We start from the raw sequence: 23,638 nt of genomic DNA, 5'->3' as shown, positions 1-23,638 counted from the left end.
ACCATGCCTTCCAATTTTGCGCGTTACCTTACGTTCGTCTTGCTGGCCCTCGCGTTGACGCTGCCCTATGCGGTCGTCAACCACACCTATCCGATTCCGACTTTCTACGCGGAATTCGTTGCACTGACACTTTATGTGCTGATGGGCGCCGCGATGCTGCTGCTCGTTCGTCCGGCGCGCACGGGCGAGGGCTTCGCGTCGCCCACGGTCGCGCTCGTGCCGCTTTTCTTCGGTCTGCTGCTGATCGTGCAGACCTTCGCGCTGCCGCTCGCCGAGCCTTCGATGAACTGGCTCGGCGCCGGTTATCTGCTCGCCGCGTTCCTCGCGACGCACGCCGGCTACACCATCACGCGCGCGCGCCTCATGCAGTCCGCGCTCGTGTGGGGAGCGTTCGCGCTGCAGTTCGGCGGCCTCTTCGCCGTGTTCACCCAGGTGATCCAGCTCTTTCACCTGGAGACGAAGGTCACGCCGCTCGTGGTGGCGTACAACATTACCGTCGAGCGCCGGCCGTTCGGCAACATGGCGCAGGCCAATCACCTGGCCACCTATATCGCTTTCGCGATGGCGGGTGCGATGTACCTCGTGCTCACGCGGCGTTTGAACATCCTGCTCTGGGGCGTGCTGACCGCGATCTATTCGGGCGGTCTCGCGCTCACCGTGTCGCGCGGGCCGTGGCTGCAGATGGGCGTGATTTTCGTCGCGGGGCTGTGGATCGCGCTCGCGGGCTGCCGCAGCGAAGCCGACGAGGGACGTGGTGTGGGTGCGCAAGGCTTCGGATCGGCGGCGGGCTCGGGCCGCAAGGGCGGCGGCGTGCGCGCCTGGCTCATCCCGGTCGTGCTCGTGCTGATTTTCTTCGGCATGAATGCGTTCGTGCGCTGGGCCAACGTCCACTACGGCCTCGACCTTGCGCAGTCGGCCGCCGAGCGCATGAAGGACGCCAGCCAGATCGCGCCGCGCCTCGCACTCTGGCGCTACGGCTGGACGATGTTCAAGTCGCATCCGGTGCTGGGCGTTGGCTGGGGCGATTTCCCGGTGCACCAGTTCGAGCTGGCGCGCTCGCTTGGCGGCGTCGAGATCGCCAACAACGCGCACGACATCTTCCTCGACCTGCTCGCGAAGACCGGCCTCGTCGGTCTTGCCATCGTCGTGATCGGGCTCGTCGCGTGGTTCGTGCGCGGACTGCGCGCGCCGCACACCGCCGAGCGCGTGTTCGGCTTCATGTTGATCGGCGTGCTCGTCATGCATGCACTCGTCGAATATCCGCAGCAGTACATGTTCTTCCTGCTGCCCGCGATGTTCGTGTTCGGTCTGCTGGAGACGAAGCCGCTGCGTGTCGTGCCGTCGCGCGTCTCGCTCGGCGTGTATGCGGTGGTCGTGTTCGGCGGCGTCGCGGCGCTGTACCCGGTGCTGCGCGACTACAACCGCGCCGAGGTGCTGTATTACGGACAGCACCCGGCGCGCGACTACGGCGACGATCCTTCGCGCCTGTTCGGCGCGTGGGGCGACTACGGCATGGCCACGCTGTTGCCGCTGAACGCCGCGAGCCTGCCGAGCAAGCTTTACGCGCACCAGCGCGCCATCGCGCTGCTGCCCGGAGAGACGGTGCTGCGCCGCTACGCGGTCTTGCAGGCGCTGGACGGCGATACGGCGGGCGCATTCGATACGGTGGAGCGCCTGCGCATTTTCGCCACGGAGCTGCACGACTGGCAGACGCAACTCGCTTCGCTCTACGGCCTGCTCGACGAGCAGCCCACGCTCGCCGACTTCAAGGCGCAACTCGTCAAGAAATACGGGATGCCGGCGAAGTCGGTCGAACAGGACGACGAGGACGATTCGGACGATTGAGCCTCACGGCTCGTGCGTGAAGCGGCGGCGAGTCAGCTCGCCGCCGCGTTCTGTGCCGCCGCCAGGGCGATCAAAGCTCGGAGTATTTCGCGGCGCTGCCTTTCGCCTTGTCCACGGGGTAGCGCTGCGCGTTCAGCTTGAGCTTCTCCGCTGCCGCATCGACCAGATCGATCCCGGCGGTATGCGCGACCAGCAAGAGGTAGATGAACACATCCGCGCATTCGTGCTTGAGATGCGTGAGTTGCGCGGGATCGGCGAGCTGTGCGTCGATCTGCGCATCGGTCTTCCACTGGACCGTTTCCAGCAGCTCGCCTGCCTCGATGCTGGTGGAGACGATCAGGTTGCGCAACGTGTGAAACTGCTTCCAGTCGCGCTCGTCGCGGAAGGCCAGAACCTGCGCGAGCAGTTTGTCGAGCGTCATGGCGTCAGCGCTCCGCCACCCAATCCCCCGACTTCCCGCCGTGCTTTTCCAGCACGCGCACATCGGTGATCGTCATGCCGCGGTCCACGGCCTTGCACATGTCGTAGACGGTCAGCAGTCCGACCTGCACGGCGGTCAGCGCTTCCATCTCCACGCCCGTGCGGCCGAGCGTTTCCACTTGCGCCGTGCAGTGAACCCCGGGCAGCGCTTCGTCGAGCATGAAGTCCACTTTCACGCGTGTGATCGCGAGCGGATGGCACAGCGGAATCAGATCCGAAGTGCGCTTCGCCCCCTGGATCGCGGCGATGCGCGCAACGCCGATCACATCGCCTTTTTTCGCGTGGCCGTCGCGGATCAGCGCGAAGGTTGCCGGCAACATGCGGATCGTGCCGCTCGCGAGCGCGATGCGCTTCGTCTCTGCCTTGCCGCCGACATCGACCATATGGGCGTCGCCGGCGGCGTCGAAATGCGTGAGTTCAGGCATGGTGGGTTCTTCCTTGAGGGGTACCTATCTTAACAGCGCGGCACGCCGCGCTTTCTACGCGTCTTGCCTTGCCGCAAGAGTTGTAAGGCGGGCTACAATCGATTGATTGGCGGTCCGCACCGGGCGCGCCGCCGCGCCAGTGCCCCGCATTCCCCGATCCTGTCATCAATGCGTCTGAAACGGCTGCTTGCTGCATGGTTGTGCGCGTCGCTCGCGGTTTCGCCGCAAGCGAACGCGCAGGCGTCGAATGCCGCCGTGCTCAAGCTCGGCGTGGCCCCGCCGTCGGCCACGCAGCCTGCCCCCGCTCCCTCCGGCCCCGCACCGAATGCGGCCAATGCGGCGCCCCCACTCGTCAGCGGCCCGTTCGACGACGCGGCGGACCCCGTCGTCCCCGCCTCGATCGCGCAGGGCGTGTTCGGCACCTACGGCGGCGCGCAGAGCCGCTTTTCTTCCCAGGGCCAGGCCAGCGCAGCGTCCTCGACTTCGAGCGGCAATACCAGCGTGCGCGCCCCCGCCTGGGTGCCGCAACTGCCCGACCTCGGCGACGGCTCGGGTGGCGCGCTCACGCCGCAGGCCGAGCGCCGTATCGGCGAGCGCGTGATGCGCGAGATTCGCCGCGACCCCGACTATATCGGCGACTGGCTCGTGCGCGACTACCTCAATTCGGTCGCCGCGCGCCTCGCCGCGGCCGCTAGCGCGCAGTTCATCGGCGGCTATCGGCCCGACTTCGAGCTGTTCGCGATCCGCGACGGCCAGATCAACGCGTTCTCGCTGCCGGGCGGCTTCATCGGCGTGAATTCGGGGCTCATCGTCGTCACGCAAACGGAGTCCGAGCTCGCCTCCGTACTCGGTCACGAAATGGGCCACGTCTTGCAGCGGCATATCGCACGCATGCTTTCGCAGAGCGAGCGCACGGGTCTGGCCGCCCTGGCGGGCGTGCTGTTCGGCATTCTTGCGGGCGTGCTCGCGCATAGCGGCGATCTCGGCGCCGGCATTGCGCTCGGCAGCCAGGCGTATGCCGTGGACAGCCAGTTGCGCTTCTCGCGCGCGGCGGAGCACGAGGCCGATCGCGTGGGCTTCCAGCTCCTCACGGGCGCGGGCTACGACCCGTGGGGCATGGTGGCGTTTTTCGAGCGGCTCGAGCGCGATTCGATGGAAGACACGGGCGTGCCGGCCTACGCGCGCACGCACCCGCTCACCGGCGAGCGCATCGCCGACATGCAGGACCGCGCGCGCCGCGCCGCTTACCGGCAGCCGCGCCAGGCGCCCGAGTACGGTTTCGTGCGCGCACGCGTGCGTGTGCTTCAGGACCGCACGCGCAACGAGTACATCGACGAGGTCTCGCGTCTGCGCTCGGAGCTCGAGGACCGCACGGCGCTCAACGTCGCCGCGAACTGGTATGGCATTGCCTACGCGCAGATGCTGCTCGAGCGCTACGACGACGCCACGGCGTCGCTCGCGAACTCTCGCGCGGCGTTCGCGCAGTTCGAGGCGGCAGATGGCAGCAAGACGCGCAACTCGCCGAGCCTCGACGTGCTCGCCGCGGACATCGCGCGCCGCGCGGGCCGCACCGACGACGCCGTGCGGCAGGCCCTGGCCGCGCACCAGGCGTGGCCAGGGTCACACGCGGCCACCGATGCGCTGCTGCAGGCGCTGATCGCGGCGCGGCGCTTCAAGGAGGCGCAGACGCTCGCGCGCAGCGAAACCGAGGCCGAACCGCAGCAGGACGCATGGTGGCTCTATCTGGCGCAGGCGAGCGCCGGACTCGGCGACGCGCTCACCCAGCATCGGGCGATGGCGGAGAAGCTGGCGCTCGACGGCGCCTGGCCCTCGGCCATCCGTCAGCTCAAGGAGGCGCGCGACATGAAATCGGTGGGCTACTACGACCTGTCGACGATCGAAGCGCGCCTGCACGACTTCGAGGCGCGCTACCAGCAGGAGCGCCAGGACGAGAAGGACGAGGGCCGCGGCTGAGGCGGCGCTCAGTCCGCGGAGGCCGGCGGCGTGCTGCTCGCGCCTTGCTGCGCGGCCTGCGCGTCGCGCTCGGCGCGCGCCGGGCTCGTCACGAAGGCAAAGCGCGCGCTCACCTCGGCGCGCTTCACCGGCTGCAGCGGCAGCGCGGTGCCGGCGCGCCAGTGGAACGTGCCGCTGTGGGCGTCGTCCGCGAGCGTGGCGTGGTCCGTGAAGAGATCGAGGTCGTGGTCGTGCAGCAGCGCCGCGCGCGGCGGCGTGCCCGCATCGGCGAAGATCACGCTGCCCGCTTCGTCGAGGTAGGCGGCCACGGGCTCGAACGCCTGACCGCCCTGATCGGTGAGCGTCAACGCGTCGTCGTCGCCGTCATGACCCGCGGCGAGGCGCACGATCCACGGCGTGTATTCGAGCTCGACGTACACGCGCTGCGGCCCGTTCTGGAAGTACCACTGGCCCTGTTCGTCGCGCTCGTAATTGCGGTTGATGAAGCCGAGCAGCGCTTCGTGGCGGATCGCCGTGCCGGGGGCGTTCTGAGCCTGGGCGGCCTCGTCGCGCATGCGCCAGTTGCCGCGTGCGTCGAGCAGCAGCCAGCCCGTGCAATGCGGGACGTTGGGCCAGCGCGCGAGCGCCTGTTTGACGATGTCATCCATGAGAGACGAAAGGCGAGAGATAAGTGAACACGCGCTGCGAAAGCCAGTCGCTGCGGCCGGGGAACGGTCCGGTCATGAAGCCGACGTGGCCGCCGTGCGCGGGCTGATCGAGCTCGACCGCGGCGCTCACTTCGTGGCGAGCGGGCAGCGCGCGGCCCGGCAGGAACGGATCGTTGCGCGCGTTCAGTATGAGCGTGGGGACGGCGATTTCGCCGAGCTTCGGGCGGATCGTCGCCTGGGTGTAGTAGTCGTGGGTGTCGCGAAAACCGTGCAGCGGCGCCGTCACGACATTGTCGAATTCGTACATCGTGCGGCTGGCGAGCACGGCTTGCGCGTCGAACAGGCCGGGGTACTGTTCGAGTTTCTGGAGCGCCTTCACCTTCAGCGTCTTCAGGAAGCTGCGCGTGTAGATCATGCCGAAGCCCTGCGTCAGCATCTCGCTGCCTGCATGCACATCGAGCGGCGTGGAGATCGCGGCGGCCGCGGCGACGATCGCGGCGTCTTCGCGACGTTGGGCGAGCCAGTGCAGCAGCACGTTGCCGCCGAGCGACACGCCCGCGACCACGAGCGGGCCTGCGTGGCGGGCGGCGAAGCGGCGCAGCACCCAGTCGACTTCGGCGGAATCGGCGAGATGGTAGAAGCGCGGCAGCAGGTTGAGCGGTCCACTGCAGCTGCGAAAGTGGGGGATCGCCGCATGCCAGCCGCGCGCCTGCGCGGCGGCAGCGAGCGAGCGCGCATAGTGGGAGCTCGAGCCGCCTTCCAGGCCGTGGAACAGGACGAAAAGCGGGGCGTTGTGTGAATTCGCACCGGCATGTTTGCCGTCCAGCCAGTCCACTTCGATGAAGTCGCCATCCGGTGTGTTCCAGCGCTCGCGCCGGTAGGCGGGCGCAGGCAGGCGCGAGAACAGCGCCGGCACGATGGTCTGGATGTGCGCACCGGGCAGCCAAAACGGCGCGCGGTAGTCGTTGTCGTACTGGGGGCCGAGCAGGGCAGTCTGGGCATCGAGCGCGGCCGCGACGCGGGCTGCCTCGCTGGGCCTGCGGGTGTCGTCGGTCGTACTCATCACTGCCCCCTGCTTTGCGCCCTTATGTCAGTGCAGCGCGCCCTGGCCGTGGCGCAATCTGGCCGAGAACTGGGTAGCTGCGTCGTCGGGCATGCGGCTCGCGTGAATGTGCGCAATGCGCCACTCGCCGCGCTCGTGAACCATCACGTAGGTCGTGAAGACCATGGTGGGAATCGCGCTGGGATCGACCGGGCGGTGCGCTTCCACGATCGCATAGACCACGGTGCCGAGGCTGTCGTACACGCGGATGTCGAGCGGCTCGATCGACACCGGCGCCGCTTCGAGCTGCGCGGCGAGGCCCGCGCGGATGCTCGGCAGGCCGTGCAGATGCGCGCCTTCCGCCGTGATGCAGCTCACGAACTCTTCATCGATCCACAGACCCATCAAGCTGTCGATGTTGACTTCCGCGACGGCCTGGTAGTACGCGTTGAGGGTGTCCGCGGCGGCTTCGAAGATGTGGGCAAAACGTGGCATGGCTCGTTGGTCTTGTGCGCTCGGTGGCGTCTGCCTGGGCGCGGGTTGGCGATTGATCGGTTGCGTCGCTGCGCGGCTGTCGCTACATGCCGCGCGTTTGCCGCGAGCATGCCGCTTTCGCGAGACAGGCCTGTGACGTGCTCCGATGCGGCGCTTTGGTCTCTCCCGCGCCTCCGATGCCTCTATTGGGCGCGCGCAACGCGCATGGCGTCCGTTGCGTGGCGCACATCCATTTGTGTGCGCGATGTTTTCAGCGTGGCGGGCGGCACATAGCCGCCCCACGCCGCCGGCGATGCCTGTTGCTTATCGCTGCCCGAGCAGCATGCCGCGCAGATCGCCGAAAACCTGCTCCGGGCTCAGTTCGCGCAGGCAGTTCAGATGCCCGAGCGGACACTCTCGCGCAAAGCAGGGACTACATTCGAGATGGAGCCATTGTACCTTTGCAAGCTCGGACAAGGGCGGCGTGTGGCGCGGATCCGTCGATCCGTACAGCGCGACGAGCGGCCGGCGCAGCGCGGCGGCCACGTGCATCAGGCCCGAGTCGTTGGTGACCACGGCGTTCGCGCGCGAGATCAGCGCGCACGCTTCGCCGAGCGCGGTTTGCCCGCACAGGTTGCGCACGTTCGGCGCGCGATCGGCAATGGCCTGGGCGAGCGGGGCGTCCTTCGGCGAGCCGAGCGCGACGATCTGCGTGTACGGGAACGACTGGCCCACCATCTTCGCGAGCGCCGCGAAATGCTCGGGCGGCCAGCGCTTGGCGGGGCCGTACTCGGCGCCGGGGCAGAACACGAGCAGCGGCACGCGCGTATCGAGATTGAAGCGCGCCGACACGCGCGACGCCTCGTTCGGGTCCGACTCGAGGCGCGGCATCGGCAGGTCGTCGGGCACGCTCGCGCCGGGCGCATAGGCGAGCGCGGCGTAGTGCCTGACCATCGGCGGGCGCTCGTCCTTCGGCGGATTCGCGTGGCGCACGTTCAAGAGGCCGTAGCGGTTCTCGCCCGTATAGCCGATGCGCAGCCCGATATTGGCGAGCCAAGGGATCAGCGCGGACTTGAGCGAATTGGGCAGCACGTAGGCGGCGTCATAGCGCTCGGCGCGCAAGTCGCCCGCCAGTTGCCAGCGGCGCAGCAACTGCAGCTTGCCGTGGCCGAGGTCGGTGGCGTAGACGTCGCGGATCTCGGGCATACGCTCGAGCACGGGCGCAACCCAGGTTGGCGCGAGCGCATCGATCTGAATGCGCGGGTGCAGTTTCACGAGCCGCGAAAAAAGCGGCTGCGCCATCAGTGCGTCACCGATCCAGTTCGGTGCGATTACCAGCGCGCGGCGCATCGGGAGTCAGGGTCCGGAGAGGGTAAAGGTTGCACGTGCGGCTTGCGTGCCCGGGGCCGGCACTTGCCGGCATGGGGGCGTATCGGGCCGCGCGCGAAACACGGTTGGGAAAATGACGAACAGCCGCGCGCCGGTGAACGGGCGGCGGCATGACGTAAGACGCGCCGCCGCATGCACGGCGGCGCGCCGCGAATGAGGCGAAACGCGTCAGTGGCCGTGGACGACCTCGCCCGCGCGCAGCTTGTAACGCGTGCTGCAGTACGGGCACTTCGCTTCGCCGTGCGTCACGTCGAGGAACACGCGCGGGTGGTTGCTCCAGCGCGGCATCGACGGATTCGGGCAGTAAGCGGGCAGATCCTTGGCCGAAAGTTCGACCAGCGGCATTTCCTTAATTTCGCTCATGAGGACGATTCTCTGTGTAGCTGTGGGGGCCAGGCGTTGGCGCGCCCGGACCTTTAATTCTTAGACCTTCGCGAGCCAGCGCGCGTACTTGTCGTTCTTGCCCGAGACGACGTCGAAGAAGGCCGATTGCAGCTTCTCGGTGACCGGGCCGCGCGAGCCGCTGCCGATGGTGCGGTTGTCGAGCTCGCGGATCGGCGTGACTTCGGCGGCGGTGCCCGTGAAGAACGCTTCGTCGCAGGTGTACACCTCGTCACGCGTGATGCGCTTTTCGATCACGGGAATACCCATGTCGCGCGCAAGCGTGATGACGGTGTCGCGCGTGATGCCGTCGAGGCACGACGCGAGGTCCGGCGTGTACAGCTTGCCGTTGTTCACGAGGAAGAAGTTCTCGCCCGAGCCTTCCGAGACATAGCCGTCCACGTCGAGCAGGAGCGCTTCGTCGTAGCCGTCGGCGGTGGCTTCCTGGTTGGCGAGGATCGAGTTCACGTACCAGCCCGAAGCCTTGGCGCGCACCATCGACACGTTCACGTGATGGCGCGTGAACGACGACGTCTTCACGCGGATGCCCCTGGCAAGGCCGTCTTCGCCGAGATAGGCGCCCCACGGCCATGCGGCGATGGCCACGTGAATGGTGTTGCCCTTGGCCGAAACGCCGAGCTTTTCCGAGCCGACCCAGATGATCGGGCGGATGTAGCACGACTCGAGCTTGTTCGCGCGCACGACTTCGAGCTGCGCGTCGGCGAGCGTCTTTGCGTCGAACGGCACGTCCATCTGGAAGATCTTGGCCGAGTTGAGCAGACGCTTGGTGTGCTCGGCGAGGCGGAAGATGGCCGTGCTGCCGTCGGCGGTCTGATAGGCGCGTACGCCTTCGAAAACACCCATGCCGTAGTGCAACGTGTGGGTCAGCACGTGAATGTTGGCGTCGCGCCAATCAATCAGCTTGCCGTCCATCCAGATCTTGCCGTCGCGGTCGGCCATTGACATACGATTCTCCAGACAAGTGCAGTAAATATCGGGCTTATACAGGGGTTTCGCCGCGCGCCGCGTGGCTGCGATTGGCAAAGACGATTATTTTAGCGTCATTTGATGCCTGCCAGCGTCCCGCCGGCGCATGGGGCGGGGTTTTCGGGCGATTTTAGGGTCGTTTCGCACCGCCTCCCGCCGATTTTTTTCGGGTTTCGCGCGTGCTGCAACGCAGCAAATCGCGCGAACGCCCGCCCGGCGAGCAGCGTCTGCCCAAATACGGGAGATTCGCCTGGACACGTCTCAGATCGTCCTGGCTATCAGCTAAAATACCGATCTCGCAATTCGATGCCGGCTCGTGCCAGCGACGAGCAGCCGACACGGCGATCCGGGACAGCGTTCGAAACCGGATCCCGCGCCGTGCCGTTGAGTACGTACTTGCCGCGCCAGAATCAGGCCCGCGGCGCCGCATCGCCTTGCCACCGCCTTCCCACCATCAAGATGACATGCCCATGAACAAGGTTCTGCGTCTTTCCGATCTGATCTCCGAAGGCAAATTGAAGGGCAAGCGCGTATTCATCCGCGCCGACCTGAACGTGCCGCAGGACGACAACGGCAACATCACCGAAGACACCCGCGTGCGCGCCTCCGTGCCGGCCATCAAGGCCGCACTCGACGCCGGCGCGGCCGTCATGGTCACCTCGCACCTGGGCCGCCCGACCGAAGGCGAATTCAAGCCCGAAGACTCCCTCGCGCCGGTCGCGAAGCGCCTCGCCGAACTGCTCGGCCGCGACGTGCCGCTGGTCGCGAACTGGGTGGAAAACGGCGTGAACGTCGAGCCGGGCAACGTGGTGCTGCTCGAAAACTGCCGCGTCAACAAGGGCGAGAAGAAGAACTCGGACGAGCTTGCGCAAAAGATGGCGAAGCTCTGCGATATCTACGTGAACGACGCGTTCGGCACCGCCCACCGCGCCGAAGCCACAACCTACGGCATCGCGAAGTACGCGCCGACGGCCTGCGCGGGTCCGCTGCTCGCCGCCGAACTCGACGCGCTCGGCAAGGCCCTCGGCGCGCCGAAGCGCCCGCTGGTGGCGATCGTCGCCGGCTCGAAGGTCTCGACCAAGCTCACCATTCTCAAGTCGCTGGCCGAGAAGGTCGACCAGCTGATCGTGGGCGGCGGCATCGCCAACACGTTCATGCTCGCGGCAGGCCTGAAGATCGGCAAGTCGCTTGCCGAGGTCGATCTCATCGACGACGCGAAGGCCATCATCGACGCGGCGCGCGCCCGCGGCGCCTCGGTGCCGATCCCGACCGACGTCGTGACCGCGAAGGAATTCGCGCCGACGGCCAGGGCCGAGACGAAGAACGTGGCCGACGTGGCCGACGACGACATGATCCTCGACATCGGTCCCGTCACCGCCAACGCACTCGCCGCGCAACTCGCGCAGGCCGGCACGATCGTGTGGAACGGCCCGGTCGGCGTGTTCGAGTTCGACCAGTTCGGCAACGGCACGAAGACGCTCGCGGATGCGATCGCCGGTTCGGGCGCGTTCTCGATCGCCGGCGGCGGCGACACGCTCGCGGCCATCGCGAAGTACAACATCGCCGACAAGGTCAGCTATATCTCCACCGGCGGCGGCGCCTTCCTCGAGTTCCTCGAAGGCAAGAAGCTGCCGGCGGTCGAAGTGCTCGAAACGCGGGCGGCCGGTTAAGTGGCGCCGCGCGCCCCGGCCGGGAAGGCCATGAGCAAACTTCCTCGTGCAGGCGCACAGAAGTCGCGCAGCGCAGCCGGGGCCGCAGCAAAACAGAAGGGGCGCGCAGCGCCCCAGGCAGGGACGGAAAAGGCGGGGGCCGACGCGACCCCCGCCGCCGCTGCCAAAATGGACATTGCGGCGACGCAGTCGACTGCTGAATCGACAGCCGCACAGAATCCGGCAGGGCGCCCAGCCACGCCCGCATCGAATACGACTACGCATGTAGATAGCGCCGCAGCGGCTCATGTGAGCCCCGCGGCGCCCTCCAAGAAAGCGACGCCGGGTAGACCCGGTGCGCGTTCCGGCGCCTCCGCACCCGCGGCTCAGCCGGCCAGCACTTCTCGCAGCAACGGTTTTCCCAGCGATCCTATCCAGACGAGGAGACTCATGCATCGCGCCACCAAGATTGTCGCCACCATCGGTCCGGCTTCCAGCACGCCGGACATCCTGCTGAAAATGATCCGCGCAGGACTGGACGTGGTGCGCCTCAACTTTTCGCACGGCACCGCCGACGATCACCGTCAGCGTGCTGAAATGGTGCGGGACTGCGCCCGCCAGGCTGGCCGAGAAGTTGCGATCATGGCGGACCTGCAAGGCCCGAAGATTCGCGTCGGCAAATTCGAGAATGGCAAGACGACGCTCGAGCCGGGCCATCCGTTCATCCTCGACGCCGAATGCGAGCTCGGCAATGACGAGCGCGTCGGTCTCGACTACAAGGACCTGCCGCGCGACCTGAAGCCGGGCGACATCCTGTTGCTCAACGACGGCCTGATCGTGCTCGACGTCGCACGCGTGATCGGCAGCGAGATCCACACGACCGTGAAGGTCGGCGGCGACCTGTCGAACAACAAGGGCATCAACCGCCAGGGCGGCGGCCTGACGGCGCCCGCGCTCACCGCGAAGGACATGGAAGACATCCGCACGGCCATGTCGCTGGGCGCGGACTTCGTCGCCGTGTCGTTCCCGAAGAACGCCACCGACATGGAAATGGCGCGCCAGCTCGCGAACATCGCGGGCGCGCCGTACGGCATCAAGCCGAAGATGATCGCGAAGATCGAGCGCGCCGAAGCGATTCCGGCGCTGCAGGAAATTCTCGATTCGTCGGACGGCATCATGGTCGCGCGCGGCGACCTCGCCGTGGAAGTGGGCAATGCCGCCGTGCCTGCGCTGCAAAAGCGCATGATCCGCATGGCGCGCGACTCGAACAAGCTCGTCATCACGGCCACGCAGATGATGGAGTCGATGATCCACGCGCCGGTGCCCACGCGCGCCGAAGTCTCGGACGTCGCCAACGCCGTGCTCGACGGCACGGACGCGGTGATGCTCTCGGCCGAATCGGCGGCGGGCAAGTACCCGGTGCAGACCATCGAGGCCATGGCCGCGATCTGTCTGGAAGCGGAGAAGTCGGAGCAATCCGAGCTGGACAAGGACTTCCTCGACCGCACCTTCACGCGCATCGACCAGTCGATCGCCATGGGCGCGCTGTTCACGGCCTACCACCTGGGCGCGAAGGCGATCGTCGCGCTCACGGAGTCGGGCTCGACCGCGCTCTGGATGTCGCGCCACTGGACCCACGTGCCGATCTTCGCGCTCACGCCGCGCGCAGGCAGCGAGCGCGCCATGTCGCTCTACCGCAATGTCACGCCGCTGCACCTCGACACGAGCAGCGACCGCGACACGGCGCTTCAGCAGGCCATCGAGGTGGTGGTGAGCAAGGGCTATGCGTCGCGCGGCGACATGGTCGTGCTGACCGTGGGCGAGCCGATGGGTCAGCCGGGTGGCACGAACACGCTGAAGATCGTGCGCGTCGGCGACGTGCTGTAATTCTCGCGGCGATTTTTTTCGCTTTATTTTCGCGACTCCCGAAAATAAATGCGGTCGGCGCCGACTGGTATCACACTGGTATCAGATCGGCGCCAGATCGGTGCCACTTAGACGCCTTTTCCCCGCAATTGCAGCCCGTACGCCGGAGAAACGGCGCGCGGGCTGTCAACTCCTTTTGCACCTTCTCGCGCTTTTGACGCTCCGATACGCCAATTTCATGCCAGTTACGTGCCTGGCGCCGGGAACGGACGCGCTTCGCGATAAAATCACGCCATCGAGCCCGCGGCAGGTCACGCGGGCGGCGGCTGCCAGGCCGCCCTCGACCGGCTGCGCAAGACAGCCGGCGGCAGAAGCATTTCGTTTCAAATCAAAGGAGTAGCAACAATGCCTCTCGTATCAATGCGTCAACTGCTCGACCACGCGGCTGAACACGGTTATGGCCTGCCCGCGTTCAACGTGAACAACCTGGAACAGGTCCAGGCGATCATGGAAGCCGCGAACCAGGTCGGTTCGCCGGTGATCATGCAGGCATCGGCCGGCGCGCGTAAGTACGCGGGCGAGCCCTTCCTGCGTCACCTGATCGAAGCCGCGGTCGAGTCGTATCCGCATATTCCGGTCGTGATGCACCAGGACCACGGCCAGTCGCCGGCGGTCTGCATGGCGGCGATCCGCAGCGGTTTCACCAGCGTGATGATGGACGGCTCGCTCGAAGCCGACGGCAAGACGGTCGCATCGTACGAGTACAACGTCGAAGTCTCGCGCAAGGTCGTCGAAATGGCGCACTCGATCGGCGTCACGGTCGAAGCGGAACTGGGCGTGCTCGGTTCGCTGGAAACGATGAAGGGCGACAAGGAAGACGGTCACGGCGCCGAAGGCACGATGACGCGCGAGCAGCTCCTGACGGACCCGGAGCAGGCCGCCGACTTCGTGAAGCTCACGCAGTGCGACGCGCTGGCCATCGCCATCGGCACCTCGCATGGCGCGTACAAGTTCTCCAAGAAGCCCACGGGCGACATCCTGTCGATCCAGCGCATCAAGGAAATCCACGCGCGCATTCCGAACACGCACCTCGTGATGCACGGTTCGTCGTCGGTGCCGCAGGAGCTGCTGGCCGAGATCCGCGAATTTGGCGGCGACATGAAGGAAACGTACGGCGTGCCGGTCGAAGAGATCCAGGAAGGCATCCGTCACGGCGTGCGCAAGATCAACATCGACACCGACCTGCGTCTGGCGATCACGGGCGCGATCCGTCGCTATATGTATGAAAACCCGTCGAAGTTCGACCCGCGCGACTACCTGAAGCCGGCTCGCGAAGCCGCGAAGAAGGTGTGCGTGGACCGCTTCCTCGCGTTCGGCTCGGAAGGCCAGGCCGGCAAGATCAAGCCGGTCGCGCTCGACAAGATCGCCGAAAAGTACAAGTCGGGCGAATTCGCGCAGATCGTTCGCTAAGCGGGCTTCTGCGCCAGGCGCGTCGTGCCTTGCCGGCCGCGCCTTGCCGGCCGCGCCTCGAGTAGTCAAAACATCGCCGTTTCCGCCTGTTTTGGGGGAACGGCGATGGGCTTTTCCGGGAAATTTGCCGGTTTTTGGTTTACCCTCGCATTACCTCCGGTTTTACGGTTTCCTGGCGCGGTTGCAACCGCGGTTCTGGACCGAACCCGCCTCCGTTTCGATTGTCCTTTTAGCGAATCACGACGATGTCTACCCTCTACGAATCCACGCTCCGCTCGCTGCCGCTTCTCGGCCGCGGCAAGGTCCGCGACAACTATGCCGTGGGCAACGACAAGCTGCTGATCGTCACCACCGACCGTCTGTCGGCGTTCGACGTCATCATGGGCGAGCCGATTCCGCGCAAGGGCGAGGTGCTCAACCAGATGGCCGACTTCTGGTTCGAAAAGCTCAAGCACGTCGTGCCGAACCACCTCACGGGCGTCGCGCCGGAAACCGTCGTGGCCGCCGACGAAGTCGAGCAGGTCAAGGGCCGCGCCGTCGTGGTGAAGCGCCTCGAGCCGATCCTCGTGGAAGCCGTGGTGCGCGGTTATCTGGCCGGCAGCGGCTGGAAGGACTATCAGGCAACGGGCGCCGTGTGCGGCGTCGAACTGCCGCCGGGCCTGCAGAATGCACAAAAGCTGCCCGAGCCGATCTTCACGCCCGCAGCCAAGGCCGAAATGGGCCACCACGACGAGAACATCACGTACGAAGAGATGGAGCGCCGCATCGGCACCGAGCTGTCGCGCACCATCAAGGAAATTTCGATCAAGCTGTACAAGGAAGCCGCCGACTACGCGGCCACGCGCGGCATCATCATCGCCGACACGAAGTTCGAATTCGGTCTCGACAACCACGGCCAGCTGTATCTGATGGACGAGGCGCTCACCGCCGACTCGTCGCGCTTCTGGCCGGCCGACCAGTATCAGGTGGGCTCGAACCCGCCGTCGTTCGACAAGCAGTTCGTGCGCGACTGGCTCGAAACCCAGGACTGGAAGAAGGAGCCGCCGGCGCCGAAGCTGCCGGACGATGTGATCGCCAAAACGTCGGCGAAGTATCAGGAGGCGCTCGAGCGTCTCACGGGTCAAAAGCTCGCGTGAGCGAGAAGAGGGAAGAAGGAAGCACAATGAGCGAAGTTCAGACGGCTCACCAGCATGCGGCGCCGCTCGTCGGCGTGTTGATGGGCTCCAGCTCCGACTGGGACACGATGAAGCACGCGGTCGCGATCCTGCAGGAGTTCGGCGTCGCGTACGAGGCCAAGGTGGTCTCGGCGCACCGCATGCCCGACGAGATGTTCGAGTACGCGGAAAAGGCGCGCGAGCGCGGCCTGCGCGCGATCATCGCCGGCGCGGGCGGCGCGGCGCACCTGCCGGGCATGCTGGCGGCCAAGACCACGGTGCCCGTGCTGGGCGTGCCGGCGGTCAGCAAGTATCTGAAGGGCGTGGATTCGCTCCACTCGATCGTGCAGATGCCCAAGGGCGTGCCGGTCGCGACCTTCGCCATCGGCGAGGCGGGCGCGGCCAATGCGGCGCTGTTCGCCGTCTCGATCCTGAGCGTGACCAACACCGAATACGCGAACAAGCTCGCGGCTTTCCGCGTGCGCCAGAACGAAGCGGCGCACGCCATGGTGCTGCCCCCGCTTTGATTGCCCCGCTTTGATCGTCCCCACGCGCCGCGGCCATCCCGCGGCCGACCACGAAGATGACTCCTGACAATTCACCGGTTTCACCGATCCTGCCCGGCGCCTGGCTGGGCATGGTGGGTGGCGGCCAGCTCGGCCGCATGTTCTGCTTTGCCGCGCAGGCGATGGGCTACCGCGTCGCCGTGCTCGATCCCGACGCGACCAGCCCCGCGGGCACCGTGGCCGACCGCCACATCTGCGCCGCGTACGACGACGAAGCGGCGCTCACCGAACTCGCGCGCCTGTGCGCGGCCATCTCGACCGAGTTCGAGAACGTGCCCGCGGCGAGCCTCGACACGCTCGCGAAGTCGACCTTCGTGAGCCCGGCCGGGCGCTGCGTGGCGGTGGCGCAGGACCGCATCGCCGAGAAGCGCTTTATCGCGGCGGCCGGCGTGCCGGTCGCGCCGCACGTGGTGATCGAGTCGTCGCAGGCGCTCGCCGGCATCGACGACCAGGCGCTCGCCGCCGTGCTGCCGGGCATTCTCAAGACCGCGCGCATGGGCTACGACGGCAAAGGCCAGATTCGCGTCTCCAACGCCGAGGAAGTGCGCGAGGCCCATGCGTCGCTCGGCGGCGTGCCGTGCGTGCTGGAAAAGCGCCTGCCGCTGAAGTTCGAGGTGAGCGCGCTGATCGCGCGCGGCACGAACGGCCAGGCCGCGGTGTATCCGCTCGCGCAGAACACGCACCGCAACGGCGTGCTCTCGCACACCATCGTGCCCGCCCCGGACGCCAGCCCGGCGCTCGTGCAGCAGGCCCAGCAGGCCGCGATCCAGATCGCGGCGAAGCTCGGCTATGTGGGCGTGCTGTGCGTGGAATTCTTCATCCTCGAAGACGGCTCGCTCGTCGCCAACGAAATGGCGCCGCGTCCGCACAACTCGGGCCACTACACGACCGATGCGTGCGCCACGAGCCAGTTCGAGCAGCAGGTGCGCGCCATGACGGCCATGCCGCTCGGCGACACGCGCCAGCACTCGCCGGCCGTGATGCTGAACATTCTCGGCGACGTGTGGTTCCCCTGCGCCGTGGGCGAGGCGAAGCCCCAGAAGGGCGCCGCGCCTGTCACGCCGCCGTGGGACCAGGTGGCCTCGATGCCGGCCGCGCGCCTGCATCTGTACGGCAAGGAAGACGCGCGTCCGGGCCGCAAGATGGGCCATGTGAACTTCACCGCGCCGACGCTCGACGAAGCGCGCACGGCCGCACGCGACTGCGCGCGCCTGCTGCACATCGCCACGAGCTGAGGTTGAGCCGCATCATGTCCGATCCGCAGAACGCGTCGCACGATGGCACGCCGCCCCTGACCGCAGCCGACATCGAGCACGCCGCCGCGCTGCTCGACGCGGGCGAGCTGGTCGCGTTCCCGACCGAGACCGTCTACGGTCTGGGCGGCGATGCGGCGAGCCCCGAGGCGGTCGCGCGCATCTACGCGGCCAAAGGGCGGCCGGCAAACCATCCGGTGATCGTTCACCTGCCGCCCGGCGGCGACCCGCAGTACTGGGCCGCCGAGTGGCCCGAGGCGGCGCAAAAGCTCGTCGACGCCTTCTGGCCCGGCCCGCTCACGCTGATCGTCAAACGCCACGAACGCATTCCCGACGCCGTGAGCGGCGGCCAGGATTCGGTGGGGCTGCGCTGCCCGTCGCATCCGGTCGCGCAGCAGTTGCTGGCGGCGTTTTCCGCGCGTCGCGGCGGCCATGGCGGCGTGGCGGCGCCGTCGGCGAACCGCTTCGGCCACGTGAGCCCGACCACGGCGCAGCACGTGCGCGACGAATTCGGCGCGGCGGTGCATGTGCTCGACGGCGGCGCATGCGACGTGGGCATCGAATCGACGATTCTCGATCTTTCGCGCGGATTTCCCGCGTTGCTGCGGCCCGGTCATGTGACGCCGCACGACATCGCGCGCGTGCTGGGCGAGGCGCCGCGCTTGCCCGACGGCTCGGACGCCACGGCGCCGCGCGCCTCGGGCACGCTCAAGGCGCACTACGCGCCGCGCACGCCGCTCGCGCTGCTGCCGTTCGAAGCGCTGGAGCCGCTGCTTGCGGCGGCGCGCGATGCGGGCGAAACGGTGGCGCTGGTGGCGCGCGCCTCGCGCGCTGGCGTTTGGGCGCAGGCTCAGGGCGTGCACTTCGTCACCGCGCCGGAAGAGCCGCAGGAATATGCACGCGAACTGTATGGCTTGCTGCGCGCGCTCGATCGCGCGAACGTCTCGCGCATTCTCATCGAGAAGCTGCCGGAGACGATCGAGTGGATCGCGGTCAATGACCGGTTGGGGCGGGCGGCGGCGGCGTTCGAGGCGCAGCAGCAGGGCTGAACCGGTTTTCTCGCATTCAATGAAAACACCCCACGAGCCTGACGGTCCGTGGGGTGTTTTCTCTTGCACCGGAAGACCCGGTGCAAGCGACGCTTATCAGGGCGCCTTGCCGATGCCAGCAGCAGCCAGCTGCGTTTCGACGAACGTCGCGAATTGCGAGTGCAGCGCCGTGGTCGGGTGCACGAGATCCGCGAACATGTAGGTCGTCGGCGCGTTAGCCGTCGTCAGCGTTTGCGGCGAGCAGAACAGCGAGCTGCCGAAGCTCTGGCCGTAGGCCGCGGCATACGCGTTGATGGTGGCTTGCGGCGTCGTGGCCGGGTTCAACCCGAGCGTTGCCTGCGGATTGGCGAGCGCATAGTTGGTTGCGCTGTTCGTCATGGCCGTGAGGTTACAGGCCGTATCGGTGTTCGTCACGGTGAAGCCGAGACTTGCCGCGTTCGCGATCGACTGGTCGAGCCACGAGAACGTATCGACCAGCACGACCTTCTTCGCCTGCACGTCGGCTGCGCTCGCCTGAATCAGCGTCAGGTTGTACATCGCCGAAATGAGCGAGAGCGCCACGTCGGCCGACGTCGAAGAGCCCGGCGTGGCGCCGATGGCGGCATCGGCCTTCAGCGCCGCCGGCGTCTTGCCGATGTCAGGCACCGTGACGAGCGCGATCTTCGGATTGCCGGGGACGATATCCGCATGGACGAGCGCGCCCAGCGTCGCCGCTGCTGTGATGACGGGGGTGACCGACGAGAAGGCGGTCGGATTCGCCTTCACGAGCCCGAGCGCGATGTACGCCGGCGCGAGCGCCGTGGCTTGCGCCTGCGTGAAGCCTTGCGTCATCAGGGCCGTGACGGCTGCAGTGCCTTGCGAAGCGACAGCGGCCGAGAAATTGTTCGCCACGAGCGCCGCGCCGAACAATGCCAGGTTCGTCGGGCTGCCGTCCGTGGGCACGTCCAGCAGGTTCAGGATTTCATTCGCGCCGCCTTCCACGAGCACGAGCTGATTCGCATTGAAGCTGCCGTGCTGCGCCACATACTGCTGGAGCTGCCAAGTGACCGGCTGCTCGCTCGCGGCAGGGATCACGGCGCTGGTATTCGCCACGCCGCCGCCCGTCACCAGCGCGCCGCCTTGCGCGTAGTCGAGGCCGCCCGTTGCCGTGAGCGGTAGACCGAAGCCGCCTTCGAAGGCCGGCGAAAGCGTGTTGCCGAAGTATTCGGACACATGCTGCGCCCAGACTTCGCCCGGGTTGGTCGTGAAGCGGCCGCCGCCGAAGCCCGGCAGAATCTGCTCCGAATACGTGCCCGCGTCGGTCAGGCTCGTGCCGAACGCCACCACCTGCATGTTGACGCCCGACGGCGGCGGCGTGCTCGCGTTGTTGTTCCCACTGCTGCCACCACCGCAGGCGGCGAGCAGCGCAAAGGCGGCGCTCGCGGCCGCGATCTGGGTGGCGCGCAACAACGTACGGTGTCTCGGTCCTTGATGCTTCATATTCACTTCATCTCCTCTGTGTGTGGCCTTTGATGCCATGCTTGCCTACTCATGCAACGGGTGCTCGTGGCACGAGCGGCTGCCCCGTTGTCGATGTTTTTCTCGATCGCCGGCCTTGCATGCAACCCCCTGTGCGCTGCTGCCCCAGGGTCAGGGCCAAGGCCGACAGACTACGCAATCTCTCAGCTATTGCGCGACCCGAACTCACCCTCGGTGTTGTTTTCCGGCACGCCGTAGCGCGTTCCCGCGGGTGTCGCCGGCGCCGTCACGGAGGCGAGGCCGAGCGCGTCGTGGCGCTCGCACCAATCGGGCGGCGCGAACAGCGCGGCGAGACGCGAGCGCCAGCCGGACATGCGCGCGAAGTCCCGCGCCATCGCGAGCCATTCGTGAAATGTCGCCTTAAGCGGATTGCATGATGCAAGCGGCTTGACGATGCCGTAATCGGGCGCGTCGTGCGCGTCTTCCTCGACATAGCTGCCGAACAGGCGGTCCCAGATCGCGAGCACCCCGGCGTAATTGCGATCGATATAGCGCGCGTTGCGCGCGTGGTGGACGCGATGCATCGACGGCGTGTTGAACACGTATTCGAGCCAGCCGAGCTTGCCTACGGCCTGGGTGTGCACGAAGAACTGGAACGCGAGATTGACGAGCACGATCGCGACGATCTGCTCCGGCGTGAAGCCGAGCATGGCGAGCGGAATCCAGAAGATCCACATGCCCGCCACGGGATACATGAGGCTCTGGCGAAACGCCGTGGAAAGGTTCAGGCGCTCCGACGAATGGTGGACGACGTGCGCGGCCCAGAGCCAGCGCACGCGATGGCTCGCGCGGTGAAACACGTAGTAGAGCAGGTCCTGCGCGATAAAGAGTGCGAACCATGCGACGAGCCCCGGCTGCCACGAAACGAGCCGGAAGTGCCGGTAGACGTACGCATAGACGGGCACCGCGACGAGCCACGCAAGCTTGTCGGCGCCCTGGTGCATGAGCGCGAGCGCGGCGTTGCACAGCGTATCGGGCCAGGCGTAGCGGGCGCTGTCAGGGTTGGCGTTCGATGCAGCGCGCGGCCGCGTGCGGGAGAGATGCCACGCTTCCCAGCCGATGCAGGCGAGAAACACGGGGGCGAGGGCGAGCAGCAGCCATTGCGCGTCGAACTGCACGAACGTCGTCCTCCTTGTCCCGTGGGCGGCGCTGGCGGGCAGCGCGGCATTTGTTGTCTCGTATCGTATTGGCCGCGTTGGTGTGCGTTCGCAGGGTGCGCGGCTCGATGGCCGGGCACGCAAGATAAAACTTTCAATGCATTACCGGCCTTTGCTCGCCAGAGTACACGCCCCAGGCCCAGGACGGGCGGGGCTTTGCTAGAGGAAAACTTCGAGCCCGGCGCATCGCGGCGGGCTCGGGTGAGGCGTGCGGGGACAGGTCCACGGCGCCCGCCGGGCGCGGACACGGCGTGCACGCCGTGTGCAAACAACGTGCGCGTAGCGCGTGGTCAATGCGCGCCGCGTCGTCTGGCCGGAGCCTTGTACGTGGCCTTCGCGACCTTCGACCCTTTTGCCGCGCGCTTCGGATGCGGCTCGACGTACACGGGCTTTTCTTCGGGCATGCCCTTGTAGACCCACTCGAGCAGCGCGTCGTGCGCGGCGCGTGCCGATTCGGCGCGCGGATCGTTGATGAGGCTCACCACGATCCAGCTCTCGCCGTTCTCGGCCGCCACGTAACCGGCGATGGCGCGCACGTCGCGCAGCGTGCCCGTCTTGATATGCGCGTTGCCTTCCACGCCCGCGTTGGTGAGGCGGTTGCGCATCGTGCCGTCCACGCCGACGATCGGCAGCGAGTCGATGAACACCTGCGCGACCGGGCTCGCGTTCGCGTTCTGCAGCAGGTTCGCAAGAGAGAGCGCGCTGACGTGCTCTTCGCGCGAGAGGCCGCAGCCGTTGTCGAGCACGAGTTCGGGCATGTTCAGGCCGCTGCGCCGCAAGAACGTATTGACCGCCGTGGCGGCCTTGGTCGTGGTCGCAGGCGGCCTGCCCTCGACGGCGCCGAGCGTGAGGAACAGATTGCGCGCCATCACGTTGTTGCTGAACTTGTTGATGTCGTGCACGACGTCCGAGAGCGGCGGGCTCTGGTGCACGGCGAGCAAACGCGCGCGCGGCGGCACGACGCCTTCGCGCACCGCGCCGGCCGGCGTGGCGAAGAGGCTGCCGCCCGTTTGCTGCCAGAGGGCGAGGAAGCCGTCCGCGAAGAACGTGCTGTGGTCCACGGGCGCGGCCATGTTGAGCGTGCGCTCGCCGCAGCGCATCGCGTAGCTGCCGGCGAAGCTCGCGGTGACGACGCCGTTGCCGCCCGGCGAAACCTGCGGGCTCGGCAGCATGCCGCCGCACGCGCCGGCGCGCTCGCGGATCTGGTTGTCGATCTGCCACTGCGCAACGGGCGGCACCACGTCGATCGACACGCCCTCGCGGGAGGGCGAGAACGTGAACGAGACCGACTTGAACGCGTACATCAGCGGATCAGGGCCGACGTTGTAGGGCGCGCTGTCGTCGCCGTCGAACGAGGGGAGGTCGCGCGTGGACGGATCGAACTCGCTCTTGTCGAGCACGAGCGCGCCGTCGATGCGCGCGACGCCCGCCGCGCGAATCTTTTGCACGAGGTCGATCAGCTCTTCGGGCACGAGCTTCGGGTCGCCTGTGCCCTTGATATAGAGGTTGCCGTGCAGCGTGCCGCTCGCATCGACTTCGCCGTCGGTATAGGCGCTCGTTTTCCAGCGATAGTCGGGACCGAGCATCGCGAGGCCGCTCCACGTCGTGACGAGCTTCATCGTCGAGGCTGGCATCATCGGCTGGCCGGCATTCACGGCGACGCTGGGCTGGCGGTCGCCGACCTTTTCGATCACCACGCTGACCGACGAGAGCGGCACGTGCGCGCGCTCGAGACCCGCCATCACGGTGGGCGGCAGCACGGTGGTCACGTTGACCGTGGGAATGCGCGCGCCTTCGGGCTGCGCATACGCGGCCGGCGCGGCGGCGAAGCCCGCGGCGAGCGTGGCGCAGGCGAGAGCGAGGGCGAGCGGTCGAGGCAGGCGCGCAGTGGCGGCGGCGCGATGCGTGCGGTCGGTGTGCGAGGCAGGCAGTCTGAACAAGGAGCGTAGGCGGGACAGCGATGCGGGCAGCATGAAATGCGTTCGGGCGAGTGCAGGGGCGGTGCTTGGGCCGCGCGCGGCGTACGGAAAGCGGAGACTCTCCGGTGCTGCGCGCGGACGCGAAAATTGGGGCGGCGTGTGATTCGTGGTGCGCGCGCGATGCGCTCTCTTGAACGTACTGTACAAACCCGCACGCGCGCATCGCGGCCGAATCACGAGTGGAGCGCCGCAAAAGCGCACATTGTAAAGACCTCGCGCCGCGTGCGCGCATTGCCGCAAGAAAACGTTGCACATTGCGTGGCGTGATGCAAACACTGCCCATAATGTGCCCACCCCGCGCGCCATTGCAGCGCGACCGGCTGCGTGCCGCAG

The 23,638-nt window shown here is 67.1% G+C and carries 20 protein-coding genes; 9 read left to right on the top strand and 11 right to left on the bottom strand.

Going from position 1 to position 23,638, the window contains the following annotated elements:
• Positions 1–3: 3 nt before the first annotated feature.
• On the top strand, positions 4–1,845 hold the full coding sequence (locus AB4Y35_RS17835) for a PglL family O-oligosaccharyltransferase (RefSeq protein ID WP_368705265.1): 1,842 nt from the start codon (positions 4–6) through the stop codon (positions 1,843–1,845).
• A 70-nt stretch (positions 1,846–1,915) separates the two neighbouring features.
• Here the strand turns inward: AB4Y35_RS17835 and AB4Y35_RS17830 are convergent, their stop codons facing one another.
• The gene (locus AB4Y35_RS17830) at positions 1,916–2,266 is read right to left on the bottom strand and encodes a nucleotide pyrophosphohydrolase (protein WP_368705264.1); all 351 of its coding nucleotides are present in this window, start codon (positions 2,264–2,266) and stop codon (positions 1,916–1,918) included.
• A 4-nt stretch (positions 2,267–2,270) separates the two neighbouring features.
• The gene (moaC, locus tag AB4Y35_RS17825; RefSeq protein WP_368705263.1) at positions 2,271–2,750 is read right to left on the bottom strand and encodes a cyclic pyranopterin monophosphate synthase MoaC; all 480 of its coding nucleotides are present in this window, start codon (positions 2,748–2,750) and stop codon (positions 2,271–2,273) included.
• Between the two features lie 168 nt (positions 2,751–2,918).
• Here moaC and AB4Y35_RS17820 point away from each other — a divergent pair, with 168 nt between their 5' ends.
• Complete coding sequence (locus AB4Y35_RS17820; RefSeq protein WP_368705262.1) at positions 2,919–4,724, top strand: M48 family metalloprotease; 1,806 nt, start codon at positions 2,919–2,921, stop codon at positions 4,722–4,724.
• 8 nt (positions 4,725–4,732) lie between these two features.
• On the opposite strand, the gene AB4Y35_RS17815 is transcribed toward AB4Y35_RS17820, so the two are convergent.
• The 6 genes from AB4Y35_RS17815 to AB4Y35_RS17790 all read right to left on the bottom strand — a co-directional run bounded on the left by AB4Y35_RS17815 (position 4,733) and on the right by AB4Y35_RS17790 (position 9,623).
• The gene (locus AB4Y35_RS17815) at positions 4,733–5,371 is read right to left on the bottom strand and encodes a DUF2946 family protein (protein ID WP_368705261.1); all 639 of its coding nucleotides are present in this window, start codon (positions 5,369–5,371) and stop codon (positions 4,733–4,735) included.
• Complete coding sequence (locus AB4Y35_RS17810; RefSeq protein ID WP_368705260.1) at positions 5,364–6,434, bottom strand: YheT family hydrolase; 1,071 nt, start codon at positions 6,432–6,434, stop codon at positions 5,364–5,366. Before AB4Y35_RS17810 ends, AB4Y35_RS17815 begins: the two co-directional genes overlap by 8 nt.
• A gap of 27 nt (positions 6,435–6,461) precedes the next feature.
• Positions 6,462–6,908: a nuclear transport factor 2 family protein gene (locus tag AB4Y35_RS17805; protein ID WP_069262853.1), complete on the bottom strand. Its 447-nt coding sequence runs from the start codon at positions 6,906–6,908 to the stop codon at positions 6,462–6,464.
• Between the two features lie 303 nt (positions 6,909–7,211).
• Positions 7,212–8,237 carry a lipopolysaccharide heptosyltransferase II gene (waaF, locus tag AB4Y35_RS17800; protein ID WP_201695308.1) on the bottom strand — a complete coding sequence of 342 codons (1,026 nt, stop codon included), beginning with the start codon at positions 8,235–8,237 and terminating at the stop codon, positions 7,212–7,214.
• 207 nt (positions 8,238–8,444) lie between these two features.
• Complete coding sequence (locus tag AB4Y35_RS17795; protein WP_028205950.1) at positions 8,445–8,639, bottom strand: zinc-finger domain-containing protein; 195 nt, start codon at positions 8,637–8,639, stop codon at positions 8,445–8,447.
• A gap of 60 nt (positions 8,640–8,699) precedes the next feature.
• The gene (locus AB4Y35_RS17790; RefSeq protein ID WP_368687590.1) at positions 8,700–9,623 is read right to left on the bottom strand and encodes a branched-chain amino acid transaminase; all 924 of its coding nucleotides are present in this window, start codon (positions 9,621–9,623) and stop codon (positions 8,700–8,702) included.
• A gap of 491 nt (positions 9,624–10,114) precedes the next feature.
• Here AB4Y35_RS17790 and AB4Y35_RS17785 point away from each other — a divergent pair, with 491 nt between their 5' ends.
• The 7 genes from AB4Y35_RS17785 (at position 10,115) to AB4Y35_RS17755 (ending at position 18,651) form a co-directional block, all read left to right on the top strand.
• Entirely contained in the window at positions 10,115–11,314 is a 1,200-nt protein-coding gene (locus tag AB4Y35_RS17785; RefSeq protein ID WP_368705259.1) for a phosphoglycerate kinase, read from the top strand.
• Between the two features lie 429 nt (positions 11,315–11,743).
• Entirely contained in the window at positions 11,744–13,180 is a 1,437-nt protein-coding gene (gene pyk, locus AB4Y35_RS17780; RefSeq protein ID WP_368705258.1) for a pyruvate kinase, read from the top strand.
• A gap of 384 nt (positions 13,181–13,564) precedes the next feature.
• Positions 13,565–14,629: a class II fructose-bisphosphate aldolase gene (gene fba / locus AB4Y35_RS17775; protein ID WP_133182807.1), complete on the top strand. Its 1,065-nt coding sequence runs from the start codon at positions 13,565–13,567 to the stop codon at positions 14,627–14,629.
• 245 nt (positions 14,630–14,874) lie between these two features.
• The gene (locus AB4Y35_RS17770) at positions 14,875–15,765 is read left to right on the top strand and encodes a phosphoribosylaminoimidazolesuccinocarboxamide synthase (protein ID WP_368705257.1); all 891 of its coding nucleotides are present in this window, start codon (positions 14,875–14,877) and stop codon (positions 15,763–15,765) included.
• 26 nt (positions 15,766–15,791) lie between these two features.
• Positions 15,792–16,310: a 5-(carboxyamino)imidazole ribonucleotide mutase gene (gene purE, locus AB4Y35_RS17765; protein WP_028205944.1), complete on the top strand. Its 519-nt coding sequence runs from the start codon at positions 15,792–15,794 to the stop codon at positions 16,308–16,310.
• 56 nt (positions 16,311–16,366) lie between these two features.
• Entirely contained in the window at positions 16,367–17,584 is a 1,218-nt protein-coding gene (locus tag AB4Y35_RS17760) for a 5-(carboxyamino)imidazole ribonucleotide synthase (protein WP_368705256.1), read from the top strand.
• Between the two features lie 14 nt (positions 17,585–17,598).
• A complete protein-coding gene (locus AB4Y35_RS17755) occupies positions 17,599–18,651 on the top strand; it encodes an L-threonylcarbamoyladenylate synthase (RefSeq protein WP_368705255.1) in 1,053 nt (350 codons plus the stop codon).
• 96 nt (positions 18,652–18,747) lie between these two features.
• Here the strand turns inward: AB4Y35_RS17755 and AB4Y35_RS17750 are convergent, their stop codons facing one another.
• The 3 genes from AB4Y35_RS17750 to dacB form a co-directional block, all read right to left on the bottom strand.
• On the bottom strand, positions 18,748–20,130 hold the full coding sequence (locus AB4Y35_RS17750; protein ID WP_368705254.1) for an acylhydrolase: 1,383 nt from the start codon (positions 20,128–20,130) through the stop codon (positions 18,748–18,750).
• 182 nt (positions 20,131–20,312) lie between these two features.
• Positions 20,313–21,287, bottom strand: a complete 975-nt coding sequence (locus AB4Y35_RS17745; RefSeq protein ID WP_368705253.1) for a sterol desaturase family protein — start codon at positions 21,285–21,287, stop codon at positions 20,313–20,315.
• 329 nt (positions 21,288–21,616) lie between these two features.
• On the bottom strand, positions 21,617–23,206 hold the full coding sequence (gene dacB, locus AB4Y35_RS17740; RefSeq protein ID WP_368705429.1) for a D-alanyl-D-alanine carboxypeptidase/D-alanyl-D-alanine-endopeptidase: 1,590 nt from the start codon (positions 23,204–23,206) through the stop codon (positions 21,617–21,619).
• Positions 23,207–23,638 lie beyond the last annotated feature (432 nt).

The organism is Paraburkholderia sp. EG286A, assembly GCF_040965375.1.
Taxonomy (GTDB): Bacteria; Pseudomonadota; Gammaproteobacteria; order Burkholderiales; family Burkholderiaceae; genus Paraburkholderia.
The sequence above is the reverse complement of the archived record's forward strand: the minus strand, read 5'-3'. Positions and strand labels throughout refer to the sequence as shown.